Origin of the sequence: Usitatibacter rugosus, from assembly GCF_013003965.1 — a bacterium.
GTDB lineage: Bacteria > Pseudomonadota > Gammaproteobacteria > Burkholderiales > Usitatibacteraceae > Usitatibacter > Usitatibacter rugosus.
In genome coordinates, this window is sequence record NZ_CP053069.1 from 4,481,156 (window position 1) to 4,501,638 (window position 20,483).

Here is a 20,483-nt window from a genome sequence, read left to right on the forward strand (position 1 = left end):
GTCGTCCGCGCATTCGTTAGCCAGAGGAACCCAGCCATGCAACGCCGCCCCGAGAAACAGGGCCTGTACGACCCACGCCACGAGCACGACGCCTGCGGCGTCGGCTTTGTCGCCCACATCAAGGGCAAGAAGTCCCACGACATCGTCGAAAAGGGACTCACGATCCTGAACAACCTCACGCACCGCGGCGCCACGGGGGCGGACCCCTTGCACGGCGACGGCGCGGGCGTGCTGATCCAGATTCCGGACGCCTTCTTCCGCGAGGAGATGGCCAAGCAAGGCGTGAAGCTTCCGAAGGCCGGCGCCTACGGCGTGGGCATGGTGTTCCTGCCGCGCAGTCCCGCGGCGCGCGATGCGTGCGTAAGGGAGATCGAGCGCGCGATCGCGAACGAAGGGCAGATGCTCCTCGGCTGGCGCGACGTTCCGATTTCCACCGCCAGCCTCGGCCCCACGGCGATGGGCACGATGCCCGTGATCCGCCAGGTCTTCGTCGGCGCGGGCCGCAAGCAGCTCGACCGCGACGCGTTCGAACGCAAGCTCTACATCATCCGCAAGTCGCTGGGCCACGCCATCCGCGCGCTGGGGCTCTCGAATGCGGGCGACTTCTACGTGCCGTCGTTCTCCCACCGCACCATCGTCTACAAGGGCATGCTGCTCGCCCACCAGGTCGGCGAGTTCTACACCGACCTGCACGACAAGCGCCTCACCTCGGCGCTGTGCCTCGCGCACCAGCGCTTCTCCACGAACACGTTCCCCACGTGGGACCTCGCGCACCCGTTCCGCTTCATCGCGCACAACGGCGAGATCAACACGCTGCAGGGCAACCTCAACTGGATCCGCTCGCGCCAGGCCACGATCTCCTCGGCGCTGCTGGGCGATGACCTCGACAAGATCTGGCCGCTGATCTACGACGGCCAGTCGGACAGCGCCTCGTTCGACAACGCGCTCGAGCTCCTGGTGATGGGCGGCTACCCGATCGCGCACGCGATGATGCTGATGATCCCGGAAGCCTGGGCCGGCAACCCGCTGATGGATGCACGCCGCCGCGCCTTCTACGAATACAACGCCGCGCTGATGGAGCCGTGGGACGGCCCCGCCGCCGTCGCGTTCACCGACGGCAAGTTCATCGGCGCCACGCTCGACCGGAACGGCCTGCGTCCCGCGCGCTACCTCATCACCGACGACGACCTCATCGTCATGTCGTCCGAGATGGGCGTGCTCGACATCCCGCAGGAAAAGATCATCAAGAAGTGGCGCCTGCAGCCCGGCAAGATGCTGCTGGTGGACCTCGAGCACGGTCGCATCGTCTCCGACGAGGAGCTGAAGCGGGATCTCGCCGCGCAACGCCCGTACCAGGACTGGCTCGACCGCACGCAGATGCGCCTCGAGGACCTCCCGACGCCCGACAGCATTCCCACGCCGGATACGGACAAGCTCCTCGACCGCCAGCAGGCCTTCGGCTACACGCAGGAAGACCTGAAGATGCTCATGACGCCGATGGCGGTCGCGGGCGAAGAGCCGATCGGCTCGATGGGCGACGACACGCCGCTCGCCGTGCTCTCGAATCGCGCGAAGCCGCTCTACGCCTTCTTCCGCCAGCAGTTCGCGCAGGTGACGAATCCGCCGATCGACCCGATCCGCGAGCAGCTCGTGATGTCGCTGGTGTCGTTCATCGGCCCGCGCCCGAACCTGCTCTCGCCCGACTCCACCGAGCCGGTGATGCGCCTCGAGGTCTCGCAGCCCATCCTCACTTTCGAGGACATGGAGAAGCTGCGCCGCGCCGACGAATTCACCAACGGGCACTTCAAGAGCGAGGTGCTCTCGATGTGCTTCCCCGCGGACTGGGGCGTGGATGGGGTGGAGCCCGCGCTCGCGCGCCTGTGCGCCGATGCGGAAGACGCCGTCCGCAAGGGCGTGAACATCATCATCCTCACCGACCGCGAGATGTCGCGCGACTTCATCGCGATCCCGGCCCTGCTCGCCACGGCCGCCGTGCACCATCACCTGGTGCGCGCGGGCCTGCGCACGCGCTCCGGCCTCGTGATCGAGACCGGCTCCGCTCGCGAGGTCCATCACTTCGCGTGCCTCGCGGGCTTCGGCGCCGAGGCGATCCATCCGAACCTCGCGTTCGCCACGCTCCTCGACATCAAGGACGGCCTCCCGCAGAAGCTGGACGACAAGGAGGTCGTGAAGCGCTACATCAAGGCCGTCGGCAAGGGCCTGCTGAAGGTGATGTCCAAGATGGGCATCTCCACCTACCAGTCGTATTGCGGCGCGCAGATCTTCGAGGCCGTGGGCCTCAACACGAAGTTTGTCGACAAGTACTTCACCGGCACGCCCACCGCCGTCGAGGGCCTGGGCCTCGCGGAGGTCGCGCGCGACGTGATCCGCCTGCACGCGGTCGCCTACGCCAACCCCATGCCCGCGTTCGAGGTGCTCGATCCGGGCGGGGAATATGCCTACCGCACCCGCGGCGAAGCCCACATGTGGACGCCGGACACCATCGCCAAGCTCCAGCACGCGACGCGGGCCAACAACTTCACGACGTACCGGCAGTACTCCGCGCTGATCGACGAGCAGGCCGAGCGCCTGATGACGCTGCGCGGCCTCTTCCGCATCAAGGAGGAGCAGCAGCCCATTCCGCTCGAGGAAGTCGAGCCGGCGAAGGAGATCGTGAAGCGCTTCGCCACGGGCGCGATGTCGCTGGGCTCCATCTCGCATGAAGCGCACTCCACGCTCGCCATCGCGATGAACCGCATGGGCGGCAAGTCGAACACGGGCGAGGGCGGCGAAGACCCGATCCGCTACGTGAAGATGCCCAATGGCGATTCGATGCGCTCGGCCATCAAGCAGGTGGCCGCGGGCCGCTTCGGCGTCACGGCGGAATACCTCGTCAACGCGGACGACCTGCAGATCAAGATGGCGCAGGGCGCCAAGCCGGGCGAAGGCGGCCAGCTTCCCGGCCACAAGGTCTCCAAGTACATCGCCAAGGTGCGCCACACGGTGCCGGGCGTGGGCCTCATCTCGCCGCCGCCGCACCACGACATCTATTCGATCGAGGATCTCGCGCAGCTGATCCACGATCTCAAGAACGTGAACCCGAAGGCGCGCGTGTCGGTGAAGCTCGTCTCCGAGATCGGCGTGGGCACCATCGCCGCGGGTGTCGCGAAGGCGAAGGCCGACCACGTCACCATCTCCGGCTTCGACGGCGGCACCGGAGCCTCGCCGCTCTCGTCGCTCAAGCACGCCGGCAGTCCGTGGGAGATCGGCCTCGCCGAGACGCAGCAGACCCTCGTGCTGAACCAGCTTCGCGGCCGCATCAGCGTGCAGGCCGATGGCCAGATGAAGACCGGCCGCGATGTCGTCGTGGGCGCGCTGCTCGGCGCCGACGAGTTCGGCTTCGCCACGGCACCGCTCGTCGTGCAGGGCTGCATCATGATGAGGAAGTGCCACCTCAACACCTGCCCGGTGGGTGTGGCCACGCAGGACCCGGAGCTCATCAAGAAATTCACCGGCAAGCCCGAGCACGTCATCAACTACTTCTTCTTCGTCGCCGAGGAAGTGCGCGAGTGGATGGCCAAGCTCGGCTTCCGCACGTTCGACGAGATGGTCGGCCGCACGGACAAGCTCGACATCCGCGCCGGCATCGAGCACTACAAGGCCCGCGGCCTGGACTTCACCAAGCTCTTCCATCGCCCGCAGGTCGGGGCCGACGTCGCGATCCACGTCTCCGAGAAGCAGAACCACGGCTTGGAGAAGGCGCTCGACCACGAGCTCATGGCCAAGGCCAAGGGCGCGCTGGAGGCGAAGAAGCCGGTGCAGATCGAAAGCCGCATCTTCAACCGCAACCGCACCGTGGGCGCCATGCTCTCCGGTGAGGTCGCGCGCCGGTACGGCCATGCCGGTCTTGCGGACGACACGATCCACGTGAAGTTCAAGGGCACCGCGGGGCAGACGTTCGCGGGCTGGCTCGCGCACGGCGTCACGTTCGAGCTCGAGGGCGATGCCAACGACTACGTCGGCAAGGGCCTGTCAGGCGGCCGCGTCGTGATCTACCCGCCGAAGGAGTCGCCGCTGATTCCCGAGGAGAACATCCTCATCGGCAACACCGTGATGTACGGCGCGATCAATGGCGAGGCCTACTTCCGCGGCGTGGCCGGCGAGCGTTTCTGCGTGCGCAACTCCGGCGCCACTGCGGTGGTGGAAGGCGTGGGCGACCACGGCTGCGAATACATGACGGGCGGCACGGTCGTCGTCCTCGGCAAGGCAGGCCGCAACTTCGCGGCCGGCATGTCGGGCGGCATCGCCTACGTGCTCGACGAGGAGGGCGACTTCGCCCAGCGCTGCAACATGGCGATGGTCGAGCTGGAGCCGATTCCCGAGGAAGAGAGCGCCGCGGCGGCCGAAGGCAACACCGATCTCGAGACGCACGGCAAGGTGAAGATCGACCACGTGGCGGGCCACGACAGCGACATGCTGAAGGGTCTCATCCAGCGCCACCTGCTCTTCACGGGCAGCGACCGGGCACGCCGGGTCCTCGAGAACTGGGCGCTCTACCAGCCCAAGTTCGTGAAGGTGATGCCGACCGAGTACCGCCGAGCCCTGGCCGAGATGGCCCAGGAGCAGGCGAAGACGAAACAACCGGCCGAAGAACGCGTTGCCCTCTCCATCGGGAGAGGGCCGGGGGGAGCTTAGCGGTGGGCAAGATCACGGGGTTCATGGAAATCGAGCGCAAGGACCGGGGCTACGCCCCGGTGGCCGAGCGCGTGAAGGTCTACAAGGAGTTCGTGAAGGCGCTGCCCGACGCGGACATGAGCGCGCAAGGCGCGCGCTGCATGGATTGCGGCATCCCGTTCTGCCAGACCGGCTGCCCGGTGAACAACATCATCCCGGACTGGAACGACCTCGTGTACCGGGGCAACTGGAAGGATGCATTGAAGGTCCTCCACTCCACCAACAACTTCCCGGAGTTCACCGGCCGCGTCTGCCCGGCGCCCTGCGAGGCTTCGTGCACGCTCAACATCAACAACGACGCCGTGGCGATCAAGTCGATCGAACAGGCCATCGTCGACAAGGGCTGGAAGGAAGGCTGGATCGGCCCGATCGTGAAGCCGCAGAAGTCCGGCAAGAAGGTCGCCGTCGTGGGCTCCGGCCCGGCGGGCCTCGCCGCCTCGCAGCAGCTCGCGCGTGCGGGCCATGACGTGACGCTCTTCGAGAAGAACGACCGCTTCGGCGGCCTGCTGCGCTACGGCATCCCGGATTTCAAGATGGAGAAGGACCTCATCGACAAGCGCATGGAGCAGATGCGCGCCGAGGGGGTGACCTTCAAGCCGAACTCGCACGTCGGCGTGAACCTCCCCGCGAAGAAGCTCGTGGATGAATTCGACGCCGTGGTTCTCACCGGCGGCTCCGAGAAGCCGCGCGACCTGCCCGTCACCGGCCGCGAGCTCTCGGGCATCTACTACGCGATGGATTTCCTGCCGCTGCAGAACAAGAAGGTCGCGGGCGACACCGTGCCCAACCAGATCGTCGCCACGGGCAAGCACGTCGTGGTGATCGGCGGCGGCGACACGGGCAGCGACTGCATCGGCACCTCCATCCGCCAGGGCGCCAAGTCGGTCATGAACTTCGAGCTGATGCCGCAGCCGCCCGAGCGGGAGGACAAGCCGCTCACGTGGCCGTACTGGCCGTTGAAGCTGCGCACGTCGTCCTCGCACGAGGAGGGCGCCAAGCGCGACTTCGCGGTGGCCACCAAGTCCTTCAACGGCAAGGACGGCAAGGTCGAGAGCCTCACGGCCTGCCACGTCGAGTGGGTGAAGGACGAGAAGGGCGGCATGGCGATGAAGGAAGTGCCGGGCACCGAATTCACGATCCCCGCCGACCTCGTGCTGCTCGCGATGGGCTACCTGCACCCGGTGCACGAGGGCATGATCGCCGAGCTCTCGGTCGCGAAGGATGGGCGCGGCAACGTGAAGGCTACGACCGACGGTCCCGGCTGCTACGCGACCTCGGTGCCGAAGGTGTTCGCCGCCGGGGACATGCGCCGCGGCCAGTCGCTCGTGGTGTGGGCGATCCGCGAAGGCCGCCAGGCCGCGCGCGAGGTCGATGCCTTCCTCATGGGTTCGACGAGCCTGCCACGGTAGCGCTGCTCAAGTCCGTCGTCCTCATCGGCGTCGCCGGCTACTGCGGGCTGGCGGCGCTGCTCTGGCTGCTGCAGGACAAGCTCCTCTTCCATCCCGTGCCGCTCTCGGGGCGCGCCGCGCCTCCGAAGGACTGGACGATGGAGGCCGTGCGCGTGACGGCGCGCGACGGGATCGCGCTCGAGGGCATCCTCCTGAAGCCTCCGGGCCCACCCGCGCCGCTGCTGGTCTACTTCGGCGGCAATGCGGAGGAGGTGACCGAAGGCGCCGCCGGCGCCACCAAGTTCGGGATGCGCGCCCTCCTGCTGGTCAACTACCGCGGCTATGGCGGGAGCCAGGGCGCGCCCTCGGAGCCGGCGATCGTCTCCGACGCGCTCGAGCTCTTCGATTGGGCGTCGAAGCGCAGCGATGTCGATGCGTCCCGCATCGCGGTGATCGGAAGCAGCCTCGGCAGCGGGGTGGCCGTGCAGGTCGCGGCGCAGCGCCCGGTGAAGGCCGTGGTGCTCGCCTCACCGTACGACAGCATTGCCGAGGTCGCCGCCTCGCACTATCGCTTCTTCCCCGTTCGCTGGCTCGTGCGCAATCCGTTCGACTCGATGTCGCGCGCGCCCGGGATCCGCGTGCCGGCGCTCATCGTGATCGGCGCGGCCGACACCACGATTCCTCCCGCCCATTCGAAGCGGCTCGCGGCTGCGTGGGGCGGGCCGCACGAAGAGCTGCTGCTCGAGGGAAAAGGGCACAACGACCTGTACGGTCCCGAATATGACGCCGCGGTCCGGGGGTTTCTCGACAAGCATCTGTAAAATGCGCGGGTGCAGAACGATACTTTCCTCCGGGCGCTGATGCGCCTTCCCACGCCGTACACACCCGTCTGGATCATGCGCCAGGCCGGGCGTTACCTCCCCGAGTACAACGCCACGCGAAAGAAGGCCGGCAGCTTCCTCGCGCTCGCGAAGACGCCCGAGCTCGCGTGCGAGGTGACGCTGCAGCCGATCGAGCGCTTCCCGCTCGACGCGGCGATCATCTTCTCCGACATCCTCACCGTGCCCGACGCTATGGGCCTGGGCCTGTATTTCGTCGACGGCGAAGGGCCGAAGTTCGAGCGGCCCGTGCGCGAGGAAGCGGACATCGCGCGCCTCGCCTCGCCGGACCTCGAGAAGCTGAAGTACGTGTTCGATGCGATCGCCCTCACGCGCAAGGAGCTCGCGGGCCGCGTCCCGCTGATCGGCTTCTCCGGCAGCCCCTTCACGCTCGCCTGCTACATGATCGAAGGCGGCGGCAGCGACGACTTCCGGCGAGTGAAGACGATGCTCTATTCGCGCCCCGACCTCCTGCATCGGATCCTTCGCGTCAACACCGAAGCGGTGACGGCCTACCTCAACGCGCAGATCGAAGCCGGCGCGCAAGCGATCCAGATCTTCGACACCTGGGGCGGAACGCTCTCGGACGCGGCATTCCGGGAGTTCTCGCTGGCCTATTCGATGCAGGTGCTGGCCGGCATTCGCCACGGGCCGGACGGGCACGTGCCCCGCATCCTCTTCACCAAGGGTGGCGGGCAGTGGCTGGACGCCATGGCGGGCTCCGGCGCCGACGCGCTGGGCATCGACTGGACCACCGACGTAGGCGACGCCCGCCATCGCGTGGGCGCCCGCGTTGCCCTGCAGGGCAACATGGATCCCATGGCCCTTTTCGGCACCCCGGCGGCGATCGAGGCGGAAGCCAAGCGCATCCTGGGGCGCTACGGAGAGGGTCCCGGGCACGTCTTCAACCTCGGCCACGGCGTCTCCCAATTCACGCCGCCGGAGCACGTCGGAGCGCTCGTCGATGCGGTGCATCGGCACTCCGCTCGCCCGCTTCCGCGATAGGCCGTGTCAAGAACTTTATTTGTTTCGTAGTGGTTGCTTATTCACACGTCTTTCGTTCTCGCGGCAGTTGTGACGGTTTCGAGCGGGTCGTGTTCAGTTCTCCGGATTCGCTCTAAAAATCAGTAGCTTCCAAGATGCTGCAGCGCCGCAAACGCGGCGCCGGGCGGCACAGATGAGCGCCGCGCCGCCGCCGGCGGCGAGTTCTTCACAGACTTATCCACACCCTCTTCCGAACCGTGAAAGTCGCCCAAGTCGCCCTCGACGTGCCCCTCGAAGGGACCTTCGACTTCCGCGTTCCCGAGGGCCTGGAGCCGCGGGTCGGGAGCCTCGTCGTGGTGCCCTTCGGGCGCACGAGGAAGGTCGGCGTGGTGGTGGGCGGAGCCGACCGGAGCGAGGTCCCGGACGACAAGCTGCGCGACCTGGAGCGCGTCCTCGAGGACGTGCCGGCGATCGCCCCGCCGGAGCTCGAGCTCTACCGGTTCTGCGCTGCCTACTACCTCCGGCCCCTGGGCGAGGTGATCGGGGCCAGCCTGCCGCCCCGGCTGCGCCAGGTGTCCCGGCGGCCGCTCAAGCCGCCGCCGCCTCCCGGGCCCCTCGATGTGGGTGATCCGTCCCCGGTCGCGCTGACGGGGGATCAGGCGCGCGCGGTGGAGCTCATCGGGGAAGGCGCGGGCCGGTTCCACCCCGTCCTGCTCCAGGGCGTCACCGGCAGCGGCAAGACGGAGGTCTACCTTCGGGCCATCGCGGCGGTGCTGGAGCGCGGCCGGCAGGCGCTCTTCCTGGTGCCCGAGATCGGCCTCACCCCGCAGCTCGAGGCGCGCGTGCGGGGGCGCTTCCCGCGCTCCGCCGTCGTCTCGGCGCACAGCCACCTCTCGGAAGGCGAGCGTGCCAAGGCGTGGCTCGCGGCGCATACGGGCAGCGCGGCCATCGTGCTCGGCACGCGCCTCGCCGTGCTGTCGCCATTCGCGAACCTCGGGTTGATCGTGGTGGACGAAGAGCACGACATGTCCTTCAAGCAGCAGGAAGGGCTGCGGTACTCGGCGCGCGATGTCGCCGTGCGGCGCGCGCAGATGCTCGGAATCCCCGTCGTCCTCGGCTCGGCCACGCCCTCGCTCGCGAGCTACGCGAACGCGAAGCAGGGCCGCTACGCGCTCGCCGTGCTGCGGGAACGCGCGACCGCCGGCGCCTCCATGCCGGTGGTGCGCAACATCGATACTCGGGCGGACCGGCCGGAGGAAGGGTTGTCGTCGTTCCTGGTCGGCGCGATCCGCAAGCGGCTCGAGCGTGGCGAGCAGAGCCTCATCTTCGTGAACCGGCGCGGCTTCTCGCCGGTGCTCTATTGCCGCGATTGCGCCTGGACTTCGTCCTGCGACCGCTGCAGCGCGAAGCTGGTGCTGCATCGCAGGACCCACCGGTTGCGCTGCCACCACTGCGGCCACGAGCGGCCCATTCCGCAGCGCTGCCCGCAATGCGGCGGCATGGACCTCCAGCCCGTGGGGCACGGGACGCAGCGCGTCGAAGAGGCATTGAAGGCGCTCTTTCCGGCGGCGCGCATCGCACGCGTGGACCGCGACTCGACGGCGCGCAAGGGCGCGCTCGCGGGCGTGCTGGAGCGTGTGGGCGCGGGCGAGGTCGACATCCTCGTCGGCACGCAGATGCTCGCGAAGGGCCACGACTATCCGGCGCTCACGCTGGTGGGCGTGCTGGACAGCGACTCGGGCCTCTTCAGCGCGGACTTTCGTGCCTCCGAGCGACTCTTCTCGCAGCTCGTGCAGGTGGCGGGCCGTGCGGGCCGCGCCGATCGCCCCGGCGAGGTGCTGATCCAGACCGACTTCCCCACGCATCCGCTCTACGCCGCGGTCGCGACGCACGACTACGAGACGTTCGCCGACGAGGGGCTCGAAGAACGGCGGATGGCGGGCTTCCCGCCCTTTTCGCACCTCGTCCTGCTGCGCGCCGAGTCGAAGAAGCCCGGCGAAGCGGTGGACTTCCTGCGCGGAGCCGCACGGCTCGCCCGCGAGCTTTCCGCCGAGGTCGAGGTGTTCGATCCCGTTCCCGCGCCGCTCGAGCGCAAGGCGGGCTACATCCGCGCCCAGCTCCTCGTGCGGGCGCAATCGCGCTCCGTCCTGCAGCCCCTCGCGCGCGACTGGAAATCCCGCCTCGACGAACTGGGCGAGCGGCATGTCCGCTGGTCGCTGGACATCGATCCCCAGGACGTCTGACCAAAACCCGGGTCAGAGTGGAGTTTCCGAATAAAAACTCCACTCTGACCCGGGTTTTGCCTGCCCGTATAATTGGTCGTTTTCCTCGCAGCCCTTTCCCGTGTCAGATCCCAAGCAGCAGGTCGAGTCCCTTGTCGCGAAGGCCGTTGCCGACGCCTTCCCCGAGGCCGGCGCCGTCTCGATCCTGATCGAGCGCCCGAAGAACCTCGACCACGGCGACTTCGCCACCAACGTCGCGCTGCAGCTCGCCAAGAGCGTCGGGAAGAAGCCGCGCGAGGTCGCCGAGGCGATCGTCGCGAAGATGCCGAAGGACGGCCTCGTCACCAAGATGGACATCGCCGGCCCGGGCTTCATCAACTTCACGCTGGGCTCCGTCTCGCGCTTCGGCGTGGTGGCCACGGCCAACGCGCAGGGCAAGCTGTTCGGGCGCGGCGAAGGCGGCAAGGGCGCCAAGTTCATGGTGGAGTTCGTCTCCGCCAATCCGACGGGCCCGCTGCACGTGGGGCACGGCCGGCAGGCGGCGCTGGGCGACGCGATCAGCACGCTGCTCGAATGGCAGGGCTACACGGTCACGCGCGAGTTCTACTACAACGACGCCGGCAACCAGATCGCCAACCTCGCGCTCTCGGTGCAGGCGCGCGTGAAGGAAGCCGCGGGCATGACGGTCGAGATGCCGAAGGACGGCTACCTCGGCGACTACATCCGCGAGATCGCCCGCGAATACGTCTCCGCCCACTTCGGCGACGCGAAGGGCGAGAACCTCGCGCAGATCCAGCAGTTCGCCGTGAAGTACCTGCGGAACGAACAGGACATCGATCTCCGGGCGTTCGGCGTGCAGTTCGAGTCGTACTTCCTCGAAAGCTCGCTCTACACCGACGGCAAGGTCGACGAGACCGTCGCGATGCTGAAGAGGGCGGGCCACACGTACGAGGGCGAAGGCGCGCTGTGGCTGAAGACCACGGACTTCGGCGACGACAAGGACCGCGTGATGCGCAAGTCCGACGGCACGTACACGTACTTCGTGCCCGACGTCGCCTATCACGTGACCAAGTTCAAGCGCGGCTACCCGCACGTCGTGAACGTGCAGGGCGCGGACCACCACTCGACGGTCACGCGCGTGCGTGCCGGCCTGCAGGCCCTCGAAATGCAGATCCCCAAGGGCTATCCCGACTACGTGCTGCACCAGATGGTGACGGTGATGAAGAGCGGCGAGGAGGTGAAGATCTCCAAGCGCGCCGGCTCCTACGTCACGGTGCGCGACCTCGTGGACGAAGTCGGACGCGACGCCGTGCGGTACTTCTTCATCATGCGCAAGGTCGACTCGCACCTGGTGTTCGACATCGACCTCGCGAAGGCCAAGACCGAGGACAACCCGGTGTACTACGTGCAGTACGCGCACGCGCGCCTGTGCTCGGTGCTGCGCGAATGGGGCGGCGACGTGGAATCGCTGAAGACCGCGGACCTCTCGCCGCTCGGCTCGCCGCACGAGGTCGCGCTCGCGCAGAAGCTCTCCGAATTCCCCGGGCTGCTGGCGCGCGCCGCACGCGAATTCGCGCCGCACCTGGTGTCGTTCTACCTGCATGACGACGTGGCCGCGCGCATGCATTCCTACTACAATGCGGAGCGTTTTCTCGTCGACGACGAGAAGCTGAAGCTCGCGAGATTGTCGCTCGTCGCCGCGACGCGACAGGTCCTCGCGAACGGCCTGGCGGTGCTGGGCGTCAGCGCCCCCGAGAGGATGTAAGTGGCGAAAGACTACGCGAAGGAAAACTCCAGGCCCGTCCGCAGCGGCACCGGACCGGCGCATCCGATGCTGATGGGCGTCATCATCGGCCTGCTGCTCGGGATCATCATCGCGCTCGCGGTGGCGCTGTGGCTGAACCGCTTGTCGAATCCGTTCGTCGAGAAGGGCAAGGGCATCGAGCCGCTGCCGCGCATCGGCGCCGCCCAGCCCCCGCCGCCGCCCGAAGCGGCCAAGGCCGCCGAGAAAGCCGCCGAGAAAGCCAAGGCCGCGCCGGACAAGTCGGCCGATCCCAAGGACGCGAAGAAGGCCGCGGCGAAGAACGAGCGCCCGCGCTTCGAGTTCTACCAGATCCTCCCCGGCGACAAGGAAGTGACGGACAAGGACATCAAGGCCGCCAAGGCCGCGCCGCCCAAGGCGCCCGCCGAGGCCGCCAAGCCCGGCTCGTCGCCGCAGGCGCCGAAGGCGTTCTCCGGCGAGACGTACTGGCTGCAGGCCGGTGCGTTCGCCTCCGAGGCGGATGCGGACAACCTCAAGGCGAAGATCGCGCTCTCCGGCCTGGAAGCTTCGGTCCGGCCGGTCAACGTGGAGAACAAGGGAACGTTGTATAGGGTCAGGCTGGGGCCGTACCAGAGCGTGGACGACGCGAACCGAATCAAGACCGCGCTGTCCCAGAACGGCGTTGCCGCAGCCATCATTCGCACGACCGAAGACACCAAAAAATAGGAACCCACCCCATGACCTCGCTTCGCCAGCTCTTCGCCGCCGCCCTCGTGGCGTTCGGCTTCGCCGCCGCCGGCGCCTCCGCCCAGCCCGCCGATTACGGCCTCCTCAACCCGCCCCAGCCCACCGAGGGCGGCGGCAAGATCGAGGTCATCGAATTCTTCTGGTACGGCTGCCCGCACTGCGCCCGCCTCGAGCCGTTCCTGGCCAAGTGGGCCGCCGCCGCACCCAAGGACGTCGTGGTGAAGCGCGTGCATGCCCTGCCCAGCAACGCCTGGCTCGAGAATGCCACGCTGTTCTACACGCTCGAGGCCATGGGGCAGGTGGACCGCCTGCACTCCAAGGTCTTCGAGGCCATCCACAACGAGGGCGTGAACCTCAACATCGAAAGCGTGCGCAACAGCTGGCTCACCAAGAACGGCATCGACCCGGTCAAGTACGCCGAGGTCGCCAAGTCCTTCTCGGTGCAGACCAAGCTGAACCGCGCGCGCCAGATGACGAGCTCGTACAAGGTCGACGGCGTGCCGCAGATCTACGTCAACGGCAAGTACGTCACCAACAACACGTACGCCCAGGGCGAGCCGAAGATCATGCCGATCGTCGACAAGCTCGTGGACCGCGCGCGCAAGGAATCCGTCGCCGCCAAGTAGCGGCACGCCATGAAGGTGTTTCTCACGGGGGCTTCGTCGGGCATCGGCGAAGCCCTCGCGCGTTTCTACGCGGCCCAAGGCGCCACGCTCGGCCTGCTCGCGCGGCGCGAGGAGCAGCTCCGCACCCTGCAGGGCACTCTCGGCGTCCCCGTCGAGATCTACCCCGCGGACGTGACCGATCTCAAGGCCGTGAAGGCCGCGGCCGAATCCTTCATCGCGAAGCACGGCGTGCCCGACATCGTGATCGGCAATGCCGGCGTCTCGCACGGCACGTTGACGGAGTTCGAGGACGACGTGGACGTCTTCCGCCAGATCATGGACATCAACGTGAACGGCCTGGTGAACACGTTCCATCCGTTCATCGCGCCGATGCGCGGCCAGCGCGCGGGCTCGCTCGTGGGTGTGGCCTCGGTCGCAGGCTTCCGGGGCATTCCCGGCGCCAGCGCATACAGCGCCTCGAAAGCGGCCGCCATCCGTTACTGCGAGTCCCTGCGCGTGGAATTACGGGGCACCGGCGTGCAGGTGACCACCATCTGCCCCGGCTACATCGCCACGCCGATGACGGAGAAGAACCCGTATCCCATGCCGTTCCTCATTCCCGCGGATGACTTCGCGCGCCGCTTCGGCCGCGCCGTCGCGGCGCGAAAGAGCCTCGCGGTGATCCCGTGGCAAATGGCGATCGTCGCGCGGTTGCTCACCGTGCTCCCCAATTTCCTCTACGACGCGGCCTTCGCCAAGGCCGGCCGCAAGCCCCGCAAGAATTAGGGTCAGCTACTTTTTCAGAGCGGCTCGGTCTCGCCCTGCGTCGGGCGCCAGACGAGCAGGCGTTTTTCCGCCTTCGTGACCGCGAAGTCGAGGATCAACGCGAAGGCCGTAAGCACCAGGATGCCGGCGTACACGGTGTTGATGTCGAACGCGCCTTCGGCCATGTGGATCAAGTAGCCCACGCCCTTGGCCGACCCGAGGTACTCACCCACCACAGCGCCGACGAACGCCATCCCCACGGAGATGTGCAGGCTCGAGAAGACCCACGACGTTGCCGAGGGCAAATACACGTGGCGCAGGAGCTGCCTTCGCGAGGCGCCGAGCATGGTCGCATTGCTGAGCACGACGGGACTCACTTCCTTCACGCCCTGGTAGACGTTGAAGAAGACGATGAAGAACACGAGCGTCACGCCCAGCGCCACCTTGGAGGCCATGCCGAGGCCGAACCAGACCATGAAGATCGGGGCCAGCACCACGCGCGGCATCGCGTTCATCGCGGTGATGTAGGGATCGAAGATCGCCGAGGCGGTGGGCGAGAGCCCGAGCCAGAGGCCCACGGCGAGCCCGAGCACCGAGCCGATCACGAAGGCCATCGCTGTTTCCTGCAGCGTCACCCACAGGTGCGGATAGATCTCGCCGCCGCTGAACCATTCCCAGATCACCTTGAAGATCTTCACCGGCTCGCCGAAGAAGAATGCGGCGCGGTCGGCATTTTCCGGCCACACGAAGGGCGGGATCAGCTCCGGGTCCGTGAGGAGCTGCCAGACCACGAAGATGCCGACGAGCAGCACGACCTGCACGATGCGCAGCTTGCCGCGGCTCACGCGATCACCCGGTTCTTCGTCTGCTGGTAGCCCTTCAGCACTTCGTCCTTCATCGCGTGCCAGATCCTGTCGTGCAGCTCGATGAAGCGCGGCGAGAGGCGGATCTCGGACACGTCGCGCGGGCGCGGCAGGTCGATCACGAAATCCCCGATGGGGTGGGTCGCCGGTCCGGCCGAGAGCACCACCACGCGGTCGGAAAGCGAGATTGCCTCCTCGAGGTCGTGGGTGATGAAGAGCACGCTCTTGCGGTTGGCGCTCCAGAGCTCCAACAGCTCGTTCTCCATCAACTGCCGCGTCTGGATGTCGAGCGCGGAGAAGGGCTCGTCCATCAGCAGGATCTTCGGATCGAGGATCAGCATCTGCGCGAGCGAGGTGCGCTTGCGCATGCCCCCGGAGAGTTGATGCGGGTAGCGGTCGCCGAAGCCCGCGAGGCCCACGCGCCCGAGCCAATCCTCGGCTTTCGCGCGCGCCGTGGCCTTGTCCTCGCCGCGGAACTCGAGCCCGGCCGTCACGTTGTCGAGGCAGCTTCGCCACGGCATCAACGCTTCGGACTGGAACATGTAGCCCGCACGGCGGTTCACGCCCGCAAGCGGCTCGCCGAACGTGGTGACCGAGCCCGACGACGGCTTCAGCAGCCCGGCGGCGACGTTGAGCAGCGTCGACTTGCCGCAGCCGGTGGGTCCCACGACGGAGACGAACTCGCCCTCGGCGATCGAGAGCGACACGTCCTTCACGGCCGTGTACGAGCCCGCCTTGCCCGCAAACGTGCAAGTGACCTTGTCGAAGAGGACCGCGGCGGACACTACTTGTACTTCGCCTGGGCCTTCTTCACGAACGAGTTGTCGAAGGTCTGGTTCAGGTCCAGCTTGCCCGCGGCCTTCACCGAGGGCTCGAACTGCACCAGCACCTTGTAGACGTTCTCGGCGGCCTTGAGCGAAAGCGTGCCGTCCTCGGAGTAGCCGATCATGTTCTTCAGCAGGGCGTCCTTGTAGAGCGACGGGTTGCCGGCCTTGTACTCGGCGGGCATGAGGTCGACGATCTCCTGCGGCGTGGCCTTCGCGATCCACTTGTCGGCGCGCACCATCGCATTCACCACGGCTTGCACGGTGCGCGGGTTCTTCTTGATGTACTCGTCGGTGATGTAGATCACGGAGGCGTGATAGTCGCCGCCGTAGATGTCCTTCATCCCCTTCTCGGTGCGGCTGTCGGCGACGGCCACGTACTTGCCCGTGGCCTCGAGCTGCGAGATGACGGGATCGAGGTTGCTCATCGCGTCGATCTCGCCCTTCTCCATCGCGGCGAAGGCGCCCGCGCCGGTGCCCACGCCCACCACCGAGATGTCGGTGGGCTTCAAGCCATCCTTGGCGAGCAGGTTGTTCACGAACATGTTCGTGGAAGAGCCCGGGGCCGTGACGCCCACCTTGAGGCCCTTCAGGTCCTTGCCGTTCTTGTACTTGGCCGCCTTGTCCTTCGGCAGCAGCAGCACGATCGACGAGTACTTGGCCTGCAGCACGACGGCTTTGATCGGCTGCTTCTTCGCGACCATGTTGATGGTGTGCTCGTAGGCGCCCGAGACCATGTCGGCCGAGCCGCCCACCAGGGCCTGCAGCGCCTTGGCGCCGCCGGCGAAGTCGGGGATCTCGACCTCGAGGCCTTCTTCCTTGAAGTAGCCCTTGCGCTCGGCGACCGAGAGCGGCAGGTAGTAGAAGAGGTTCTTGCCGCCGACCGCGATGGTGACCTTCTTCTGCTCCGGCGCCTGTGCGAAGGCGGCGGCCGCGGCGAGCAATCCGGCGGCGAGCAGGACGAGCTTCTTCATCGGTTTCTCCTCAGTTGCTTATTGTCGTAGCGATTCCGGAATCTCGTGCAGGTGCATCGTGACGCCGGCTTTCATGACCTGCCCGGGCACCTCGTGCCCGACGATACCGGGGATCAGCTGGGCGCACGCGATCAGTTTCGCGATGTCCACGCGCGTGTCGTAGCCCATGTCTTCCAGCATGTTCACCATGTCCTCGGTGCAGATGTTGCCCGTGGCGCCGGGTGCGAAGTTGCAGCCGCCCAGCCCGGCGAGCGATCCGTCGAAGGAGTGCACGCCCGCGGCGATGCCGGCGATCACGTTCGCAAGCCCCATGCCGCGCGTGTTGTGGAAGTGGAGCGTGTAGTACGTCTCGTTGGGCGCGGGGAAGCGCTCGAGCACCTTGCGGGTGAGCTCCTCGACTTGCCGAGGGTTGGCCATGCCAGTGGTGTCCGCGATCGAGACGCCGTCGAAGCCGAACTCGTGGAAGTGCTCGACGAAGCGCAGCACCATGTCCTCGGCGACGTGGCCCTCGAAAGGGCAGCCGAACGCGGTGGACAGCGACATCGTGATCTTCATGCCGGCGTCGTGGGCCACCTTCACCATCGTCGGCAGCTCGGCAAGGGATTGCTCGTGGGTGCGGTTGATGTTGGCCCGGTTGTGGGTCTCCGAGGCCGAGACGACGCCGTTCACCTCGTCGGGCTTCTTCGTCGTGGCCGCCGCGTTCTGGACGCCCCGGATGTTCGGGACCAGTGCCACGTAGACCACGCCGGGGACCCGCTCGATGCCCGCCAGGACGTCGTTAGCATCCGCGAGCGCGGGGACCAGCTTGGGGGACACGAACGAGGTCACCTCCACCTTGTGGAGGCCTGTTCGCGACAAATGGTCGACCAATTCGACCTTGGTGGCGGTGGGGACGAACCGCGGTTCGATCTGGAAACCGTCCCGGACGGCCACGTCATTGATATACAAGCGCATGGAGGAATTATACGATTCCCCTTGCATGGATACGCCGGAACGCGACAAGGACGCAGCCCTCGGGGACGACATTCGCCTCCTGGGCCGGATATTGGGCGACACCATCCGCTCCCACGAGGGCGATTTCACCTTCGACCTCATCGAGTCCATCCGCAAGCTCGCGGTGGCCAGCCGGCGCCTGGAAGACGTCGCCTCGCGCAAATCCCTCGCCCGGACGCTCGATGCCCTGACCGACGACCAGGCCGTCGTCGTCGTGCGAGCCTTCAGCTACTTCTCGCTCCTCGCCAACATCGCCGAGGACCGCCACCACCTGCGCCGCGGGCGGGCGAACCGCCGTTCGGGCGCCGCGCCGCTCGCCTCCACGCTGCGCGGCCTGTTCCAGGATGCCCGCGAGCGAGGCACCAAGCAGGACGAAGCCCTGGCCCGCCTCTCGCGCGTGCGCGTCACGCCCGTGCTCACCGCGCATCCGACCGAAGTGCAGCGCAAGAGCACGCTCGACCTCCAGCTCGAGATCTCCTCGCGCCTGGGCGAGCGCGACAACCCGGACATCCTCCCGGAAGAGAAGACCGCCATCGATATGCGGCTGCGCGCGCTGGTCGAGACGCTCTGGCAGACGCGCATCCTGCGGGCGGTGAAGCTCGCGGTGCGCGACGAGATCGAGAACGCGCTCTCCTATTTCGGCTACTCGTTCATCGACGTGGTGCCGCGCGTGCAGGCGGAGGTCGAGGACGCCGTGGCCCAGCTGCCGGGCGACTTCGGCCGGCCTGAGCTGCCCCCGGTGCTCACCGTCGGAAGCTGGGTGGGCGGCGATCGCGACGGCAACCCCTTCGTCACCGCGGACATGCTCGAGTACGCCTTCCGCCGCCAGGGCGAATGCATCTTCGATCACTACCTGGCCGAGGTGCACGCGCTGGGGGCCGAGCTGCCGCTCTCGCGCACGCTCGCGCGCGTGACGCCCGCGCTGGAAGCCCTCGCGGAACGCTCGCCGGACAAGTCCCCGCATCGCCAGTCCGAGCCGTACCGCCGGGCCCTCACCGGCATCTACGCGCGCCTCGCGTCCACGGCGCGCAGCTTCGGCCTGCATTCCGAGCAGCGCTCGGCGCTGGGCGAAGCCGATCCGTATCCCGACGCCGCCAGCTTCCTCGCCGAGCTGGACGTGATCGACACCAGCCTTCGCGGGCACGGCGGCGGACTCCTCGCGGATGGGCGGCTGAGATCGCTGCGCAAGGCCGTCGGCGCCTTCGGCTTCCACCTCGCCACGGTGGACCTGCGCCAGAACTCGGAGATCCACGAGGAGGTGATCGCCGAGCTGCTGCGCGAGGCGAAGGTCACGCCGGGCTACGTGACGCTGCCCGAAGAGCAGCGCCAGAAGATCCTGCGCGCCGAGCTCGCGTCGCCGCGGCAGCTGCGCTCGTCCTTCGCCACGTATTCCGACCTCACCAAGGGCGAGCTCGCCATCCTGGAAACCGCGGCGGCGGTGCATCGGCAGCGCGGCGCCGAATCGATCCGCCAGTACGTGATCTCGAAGGCCGAGAGCGTCTCGGACATGCTCGAGGTCGCGGTGCTGCTGAAGGAAGTGGGCCTGCTCACCCCGGGCGAGCTGCCCGCGTCGAAGCTGCAGATCGTCCCGCTCTTCGAGACCATCCGCGACCTGCGCGCGGCGCCGGACACGATGCGCGAATGGTTCGCGCTTCCCGAGGCGAAGTCGATCGTGAAGTCGCTGGGCGCCGTGCAGGAAGTCATGCTCGGGTACTCGGACAGCAACAAGGACGGCGGCTACACCACGTCGAACTGGGAGCTCTACAAGGCCGAGGTCGCGCTCGTGCAGGTCTTCAAGCAGGCCGGCACCAAGATGCGCTTCTTCCACGGCCGCGGCGGCACCGTGGGCCGCGGCGGCGGTCCGAGCTACGAGGCCATCCTCGCCCAGCCCCCCGGCAGCGTGCAAGGCGAGCTGCGCCTGACCGAGCAAGGCGAGGTGATCGCGAGCAAGTACTCGAACCGCGACATCGGCCAGCGCAACCTCGAGGCGCTGGTGGCGGCGACGGTGCGCGCGATGATGGATTCCGATCCCCACGCCAAGCACGAGGACTACCACGTCGTGATGGACGAGCTCTCCGCCACGGCCTTCAAGGCCTATCGCGAGCTCGTGTACGAGACCGACGGCTTCGTCGATTACTTCCGCGCCTCCACGCCGATCGGCGAGATCGCGGAGCTCAACATCGGCTCGCGGCCGGCCTCGCGCAAGGCTTCCGTGCGCATCGAGGATCTTCGCGCCATTCCGTGGGTGTTCTCGTGGGCGCAGTGCCGCGTGATGTTGCCGGGCTGGTTCGGCTTTGGCAGCGCCGTGGAGTCCTTCCTCGTGCGCCGCGGCCCGGCCGGGCAGGAGCTGCTCTCGGAGATGTGGCGCTCGTGGCCGTTCTTCCGCGCGATGCTCTCCAACCTCGAGATGCTGCTCGCCAAGACGGACCTCGCGGTGGCCGCGCGCTACAAGGACCTGGTGCCTGATCCCGTGCTCGCCGAGGCGATCTTCTCGCGCATCCGTACGGAGCTCGACGCCACGATGCGGGCGTACTTCTCGATCACCGGCAGCCTGGGCTTCCTCGAGTCGAACCCCACGCTTGCGCGCTCGATCCGCAACCGCTTCCCCTACCTCGATCCACTGAACCACCTGCAGGTGGAGCTCATCAAGCGCTTCCGCGCCGGCGAGGTGGACGACAAGGTGAAGCGGGGCATCCACCTCACCATCAACGGACTCGCCGCAGGCCTGCGCAATTCTGGTTGAG

The 20,483-nt window shown here is 67.4% G+C and carries 14 protein-coding genes; 10 read left to right on the forward strand and 4 right to left on the reverse strand.

Annotated elements, in window-relative coordinates; all coding sequences use genetic code 11:
* The first annotated feature begins 36 nt into the window (after positions 1-36).
* The 9 genes from gltB to DSM104443_RS21370 all read left to right on the forward strand — a co-directional run bounded on the left by gltB (position 37) and on the right by DSM104443_RS21370 (position 14,106).
* Positions 37-4,695, forward strand: coding sequence for a glutamate synthase large subunit (gltB, locus tag DSM104443_RS21330; RefSeq protein WP_171095965.1), 4,659 nt, complete (start codon positions 37-39; stop codon positions 4,693-4,695).
* Between the two features lie 2 nt (positions 4,696-4,697).
* Positions 4,698-6,143 (forward strand): glutamate synthase subunit beta, encoded by a 1,446-nt coding sequence (locus DSM104443_RS21335; RefSeq protein WP_171095967.1) that lies wholly within the window; start codon positions 4,698-4,700, stop codon positions 6,141-6,143.
* Complete coding sequence (locus DSM104443_RS21340; protein WP_171095969.1) at positions 6,065-6,943, forward strand: alpha/beta hydrolase; 879 nt, start codon at positions 6,065-6,067, stop codon at positions 6,941-6,943. Before DSM104443_RS21335 ends, DSM104443_RS21340 begins: the two co-directional genes overlap by 79 nt.
* A 39-nt stretch (positions 6,944-6,982) precedes the next feature.
* Positions 6,983-8,005, forward strand: a complete 1,023-nt coding sequence (gene hemE / locus DSM104443_RS21345; protein WP_171096684.1) for a uroporphyrinogen decarboxylase — start codon at positions 6,983-6,985, stop codon at positions 8,003-8,005.
* Between the two features lie 236 nt (positions 8,006-8,241).
* Positions 8,242-10,227, forward strand: a complete 1,986-nt coding sequence (locus tag DSM104443_RS21350; RefSeq protein WP_171095971.1) for a primosomal protein N' — start codon at positions 8,242-8,244, stop codon at positions 10,225-10,227.
* Positions 10,228-10,327: 100 nt separating this feature from the next.
* The gene (gene argS, locus DSM104443_RS21355; RefSeq protein WP_171095973.1) at positions 10,328-11,971 is read left to right on the forward strand and encodes an arginine--tRNA ligase; all 1,644 of its coding nucleotides are present in this window, start codon (positions 10,328-10,330) and stop codon (positions 11,969-11,971) included.
* Positions 11,972-12,694 (forward strand): SPOR domain-containing protein, encoded by a 723-nt coding sequence (locus tag DSM104443_RS21360; RefSeq protein ID WP_171095975.1) that lies wholly within the window; start codon positions 11,972-11,974, stop codon positions 12,692-12,694.
* An 11-nt stretch (positions 12,695-12,705) separates the two neighbouring features.
* Complete coding sequence (locus DSM104443_RS21365) at positions 12,706-13,341, forward strand: thiol:disulfide interchange protein DsbA/DsbL (protein ID WP_171095977.1); 636 nt, start codon at positions 12,706-12,708, stop codon at positions 13,339-13,341.
* 9 nt (positions 13,342-13,350) lie between these two features.
* Positions 13,351-14,106 (forward strand): SDR family oxidoreductase, encoded by a 756-nt coding sequence (locus tag DSM104443_RS21370; RefSeq protein WP_171095979.1) that lies wholly within the window; start codon positions 13,351-13,353, stop codon positions 14,104-14,106.
* A 14-nt stretch (positions 14,107-14,120) separates the two neighbouring features.
* On the opposite strand, the gene DSM104443_RS21375 is transcribed toward DSM104443_RS21370, so the two are convergent.
* From DSM104443_RS21375 to DSM104443_RS21390, 4 genes are read right to left on the reverse strand one after another with little or no spacing between them, the layout of a single operon-like run.
* Positions 14,121-14,930 (reverse strand): ABC transporter permease, encoded by an 810-nt coding sequence (locus DSM104443_RS21375; protein WP_212756835.1) that lies wholly within the window; start codon positions 14,928-14,930, stop codon positions 14,121-14,123.
* A complete protein-coding gene (locus DSM104443_RS21380) occupies positions 14,927-15,733 on the reverse strand; it encodes an ABC transporter ATP-binding protein (RefSeq protein ID WP_171095980.1) in 807 nt (268 codons plus the stop codon). The genes DSM104443_RS21375 and DSM104443_RS21380 overlap by 4 nt, the downstream gene beginning before the upstream one ends.
* Complete coding sequence (locus DSM104443_RS21385) at positions 15,733-16,746, reverse strand: ABC transporter substrate-binding protein (RefSeq protein WP_171095982.1); 1,014 nt, start codon at positions 16,744-16,746, stop codon at positions 15,733-15,735. Before DSM104443_RS21385 ends, DSM104443_RS21380 begins: the two co-directional genes overlap by 1 nt.
* 18 nt (positions 16,747-16,764) lie before the next feature.
* Complete coding sequence (locus tag DSM104443_RS21390) at positions 16,765-17,700, reverse strand: hydroxymethylglutaryl-CoA lyase (RefSeq protein ID WP_212756837.1); 936 nt, start codon at positions 17,698-17,700, stop codon at positions 16,765-16,767.
* Between the two features lie 25 nt (positions 17,701-17,725).
* Here DSM104443_RS21390 and ppc point away from each other — a divergent pair, with 25 nt between their 5' ends.
* Positions 17,726-20,482: a phosphoenolpyruvate carboxylase gene (gene ppc, locus DSM104443_RS21395; RefSeq protein ID WP_171095987.1), complete on the forward strand. Its 2,757-nt coding sequence runs from the start codon at positions 17,726-17,728 to the stop codon at positions 20,480-20,482.
* Position 20,483: the final 1 nt, after the last annotated feature.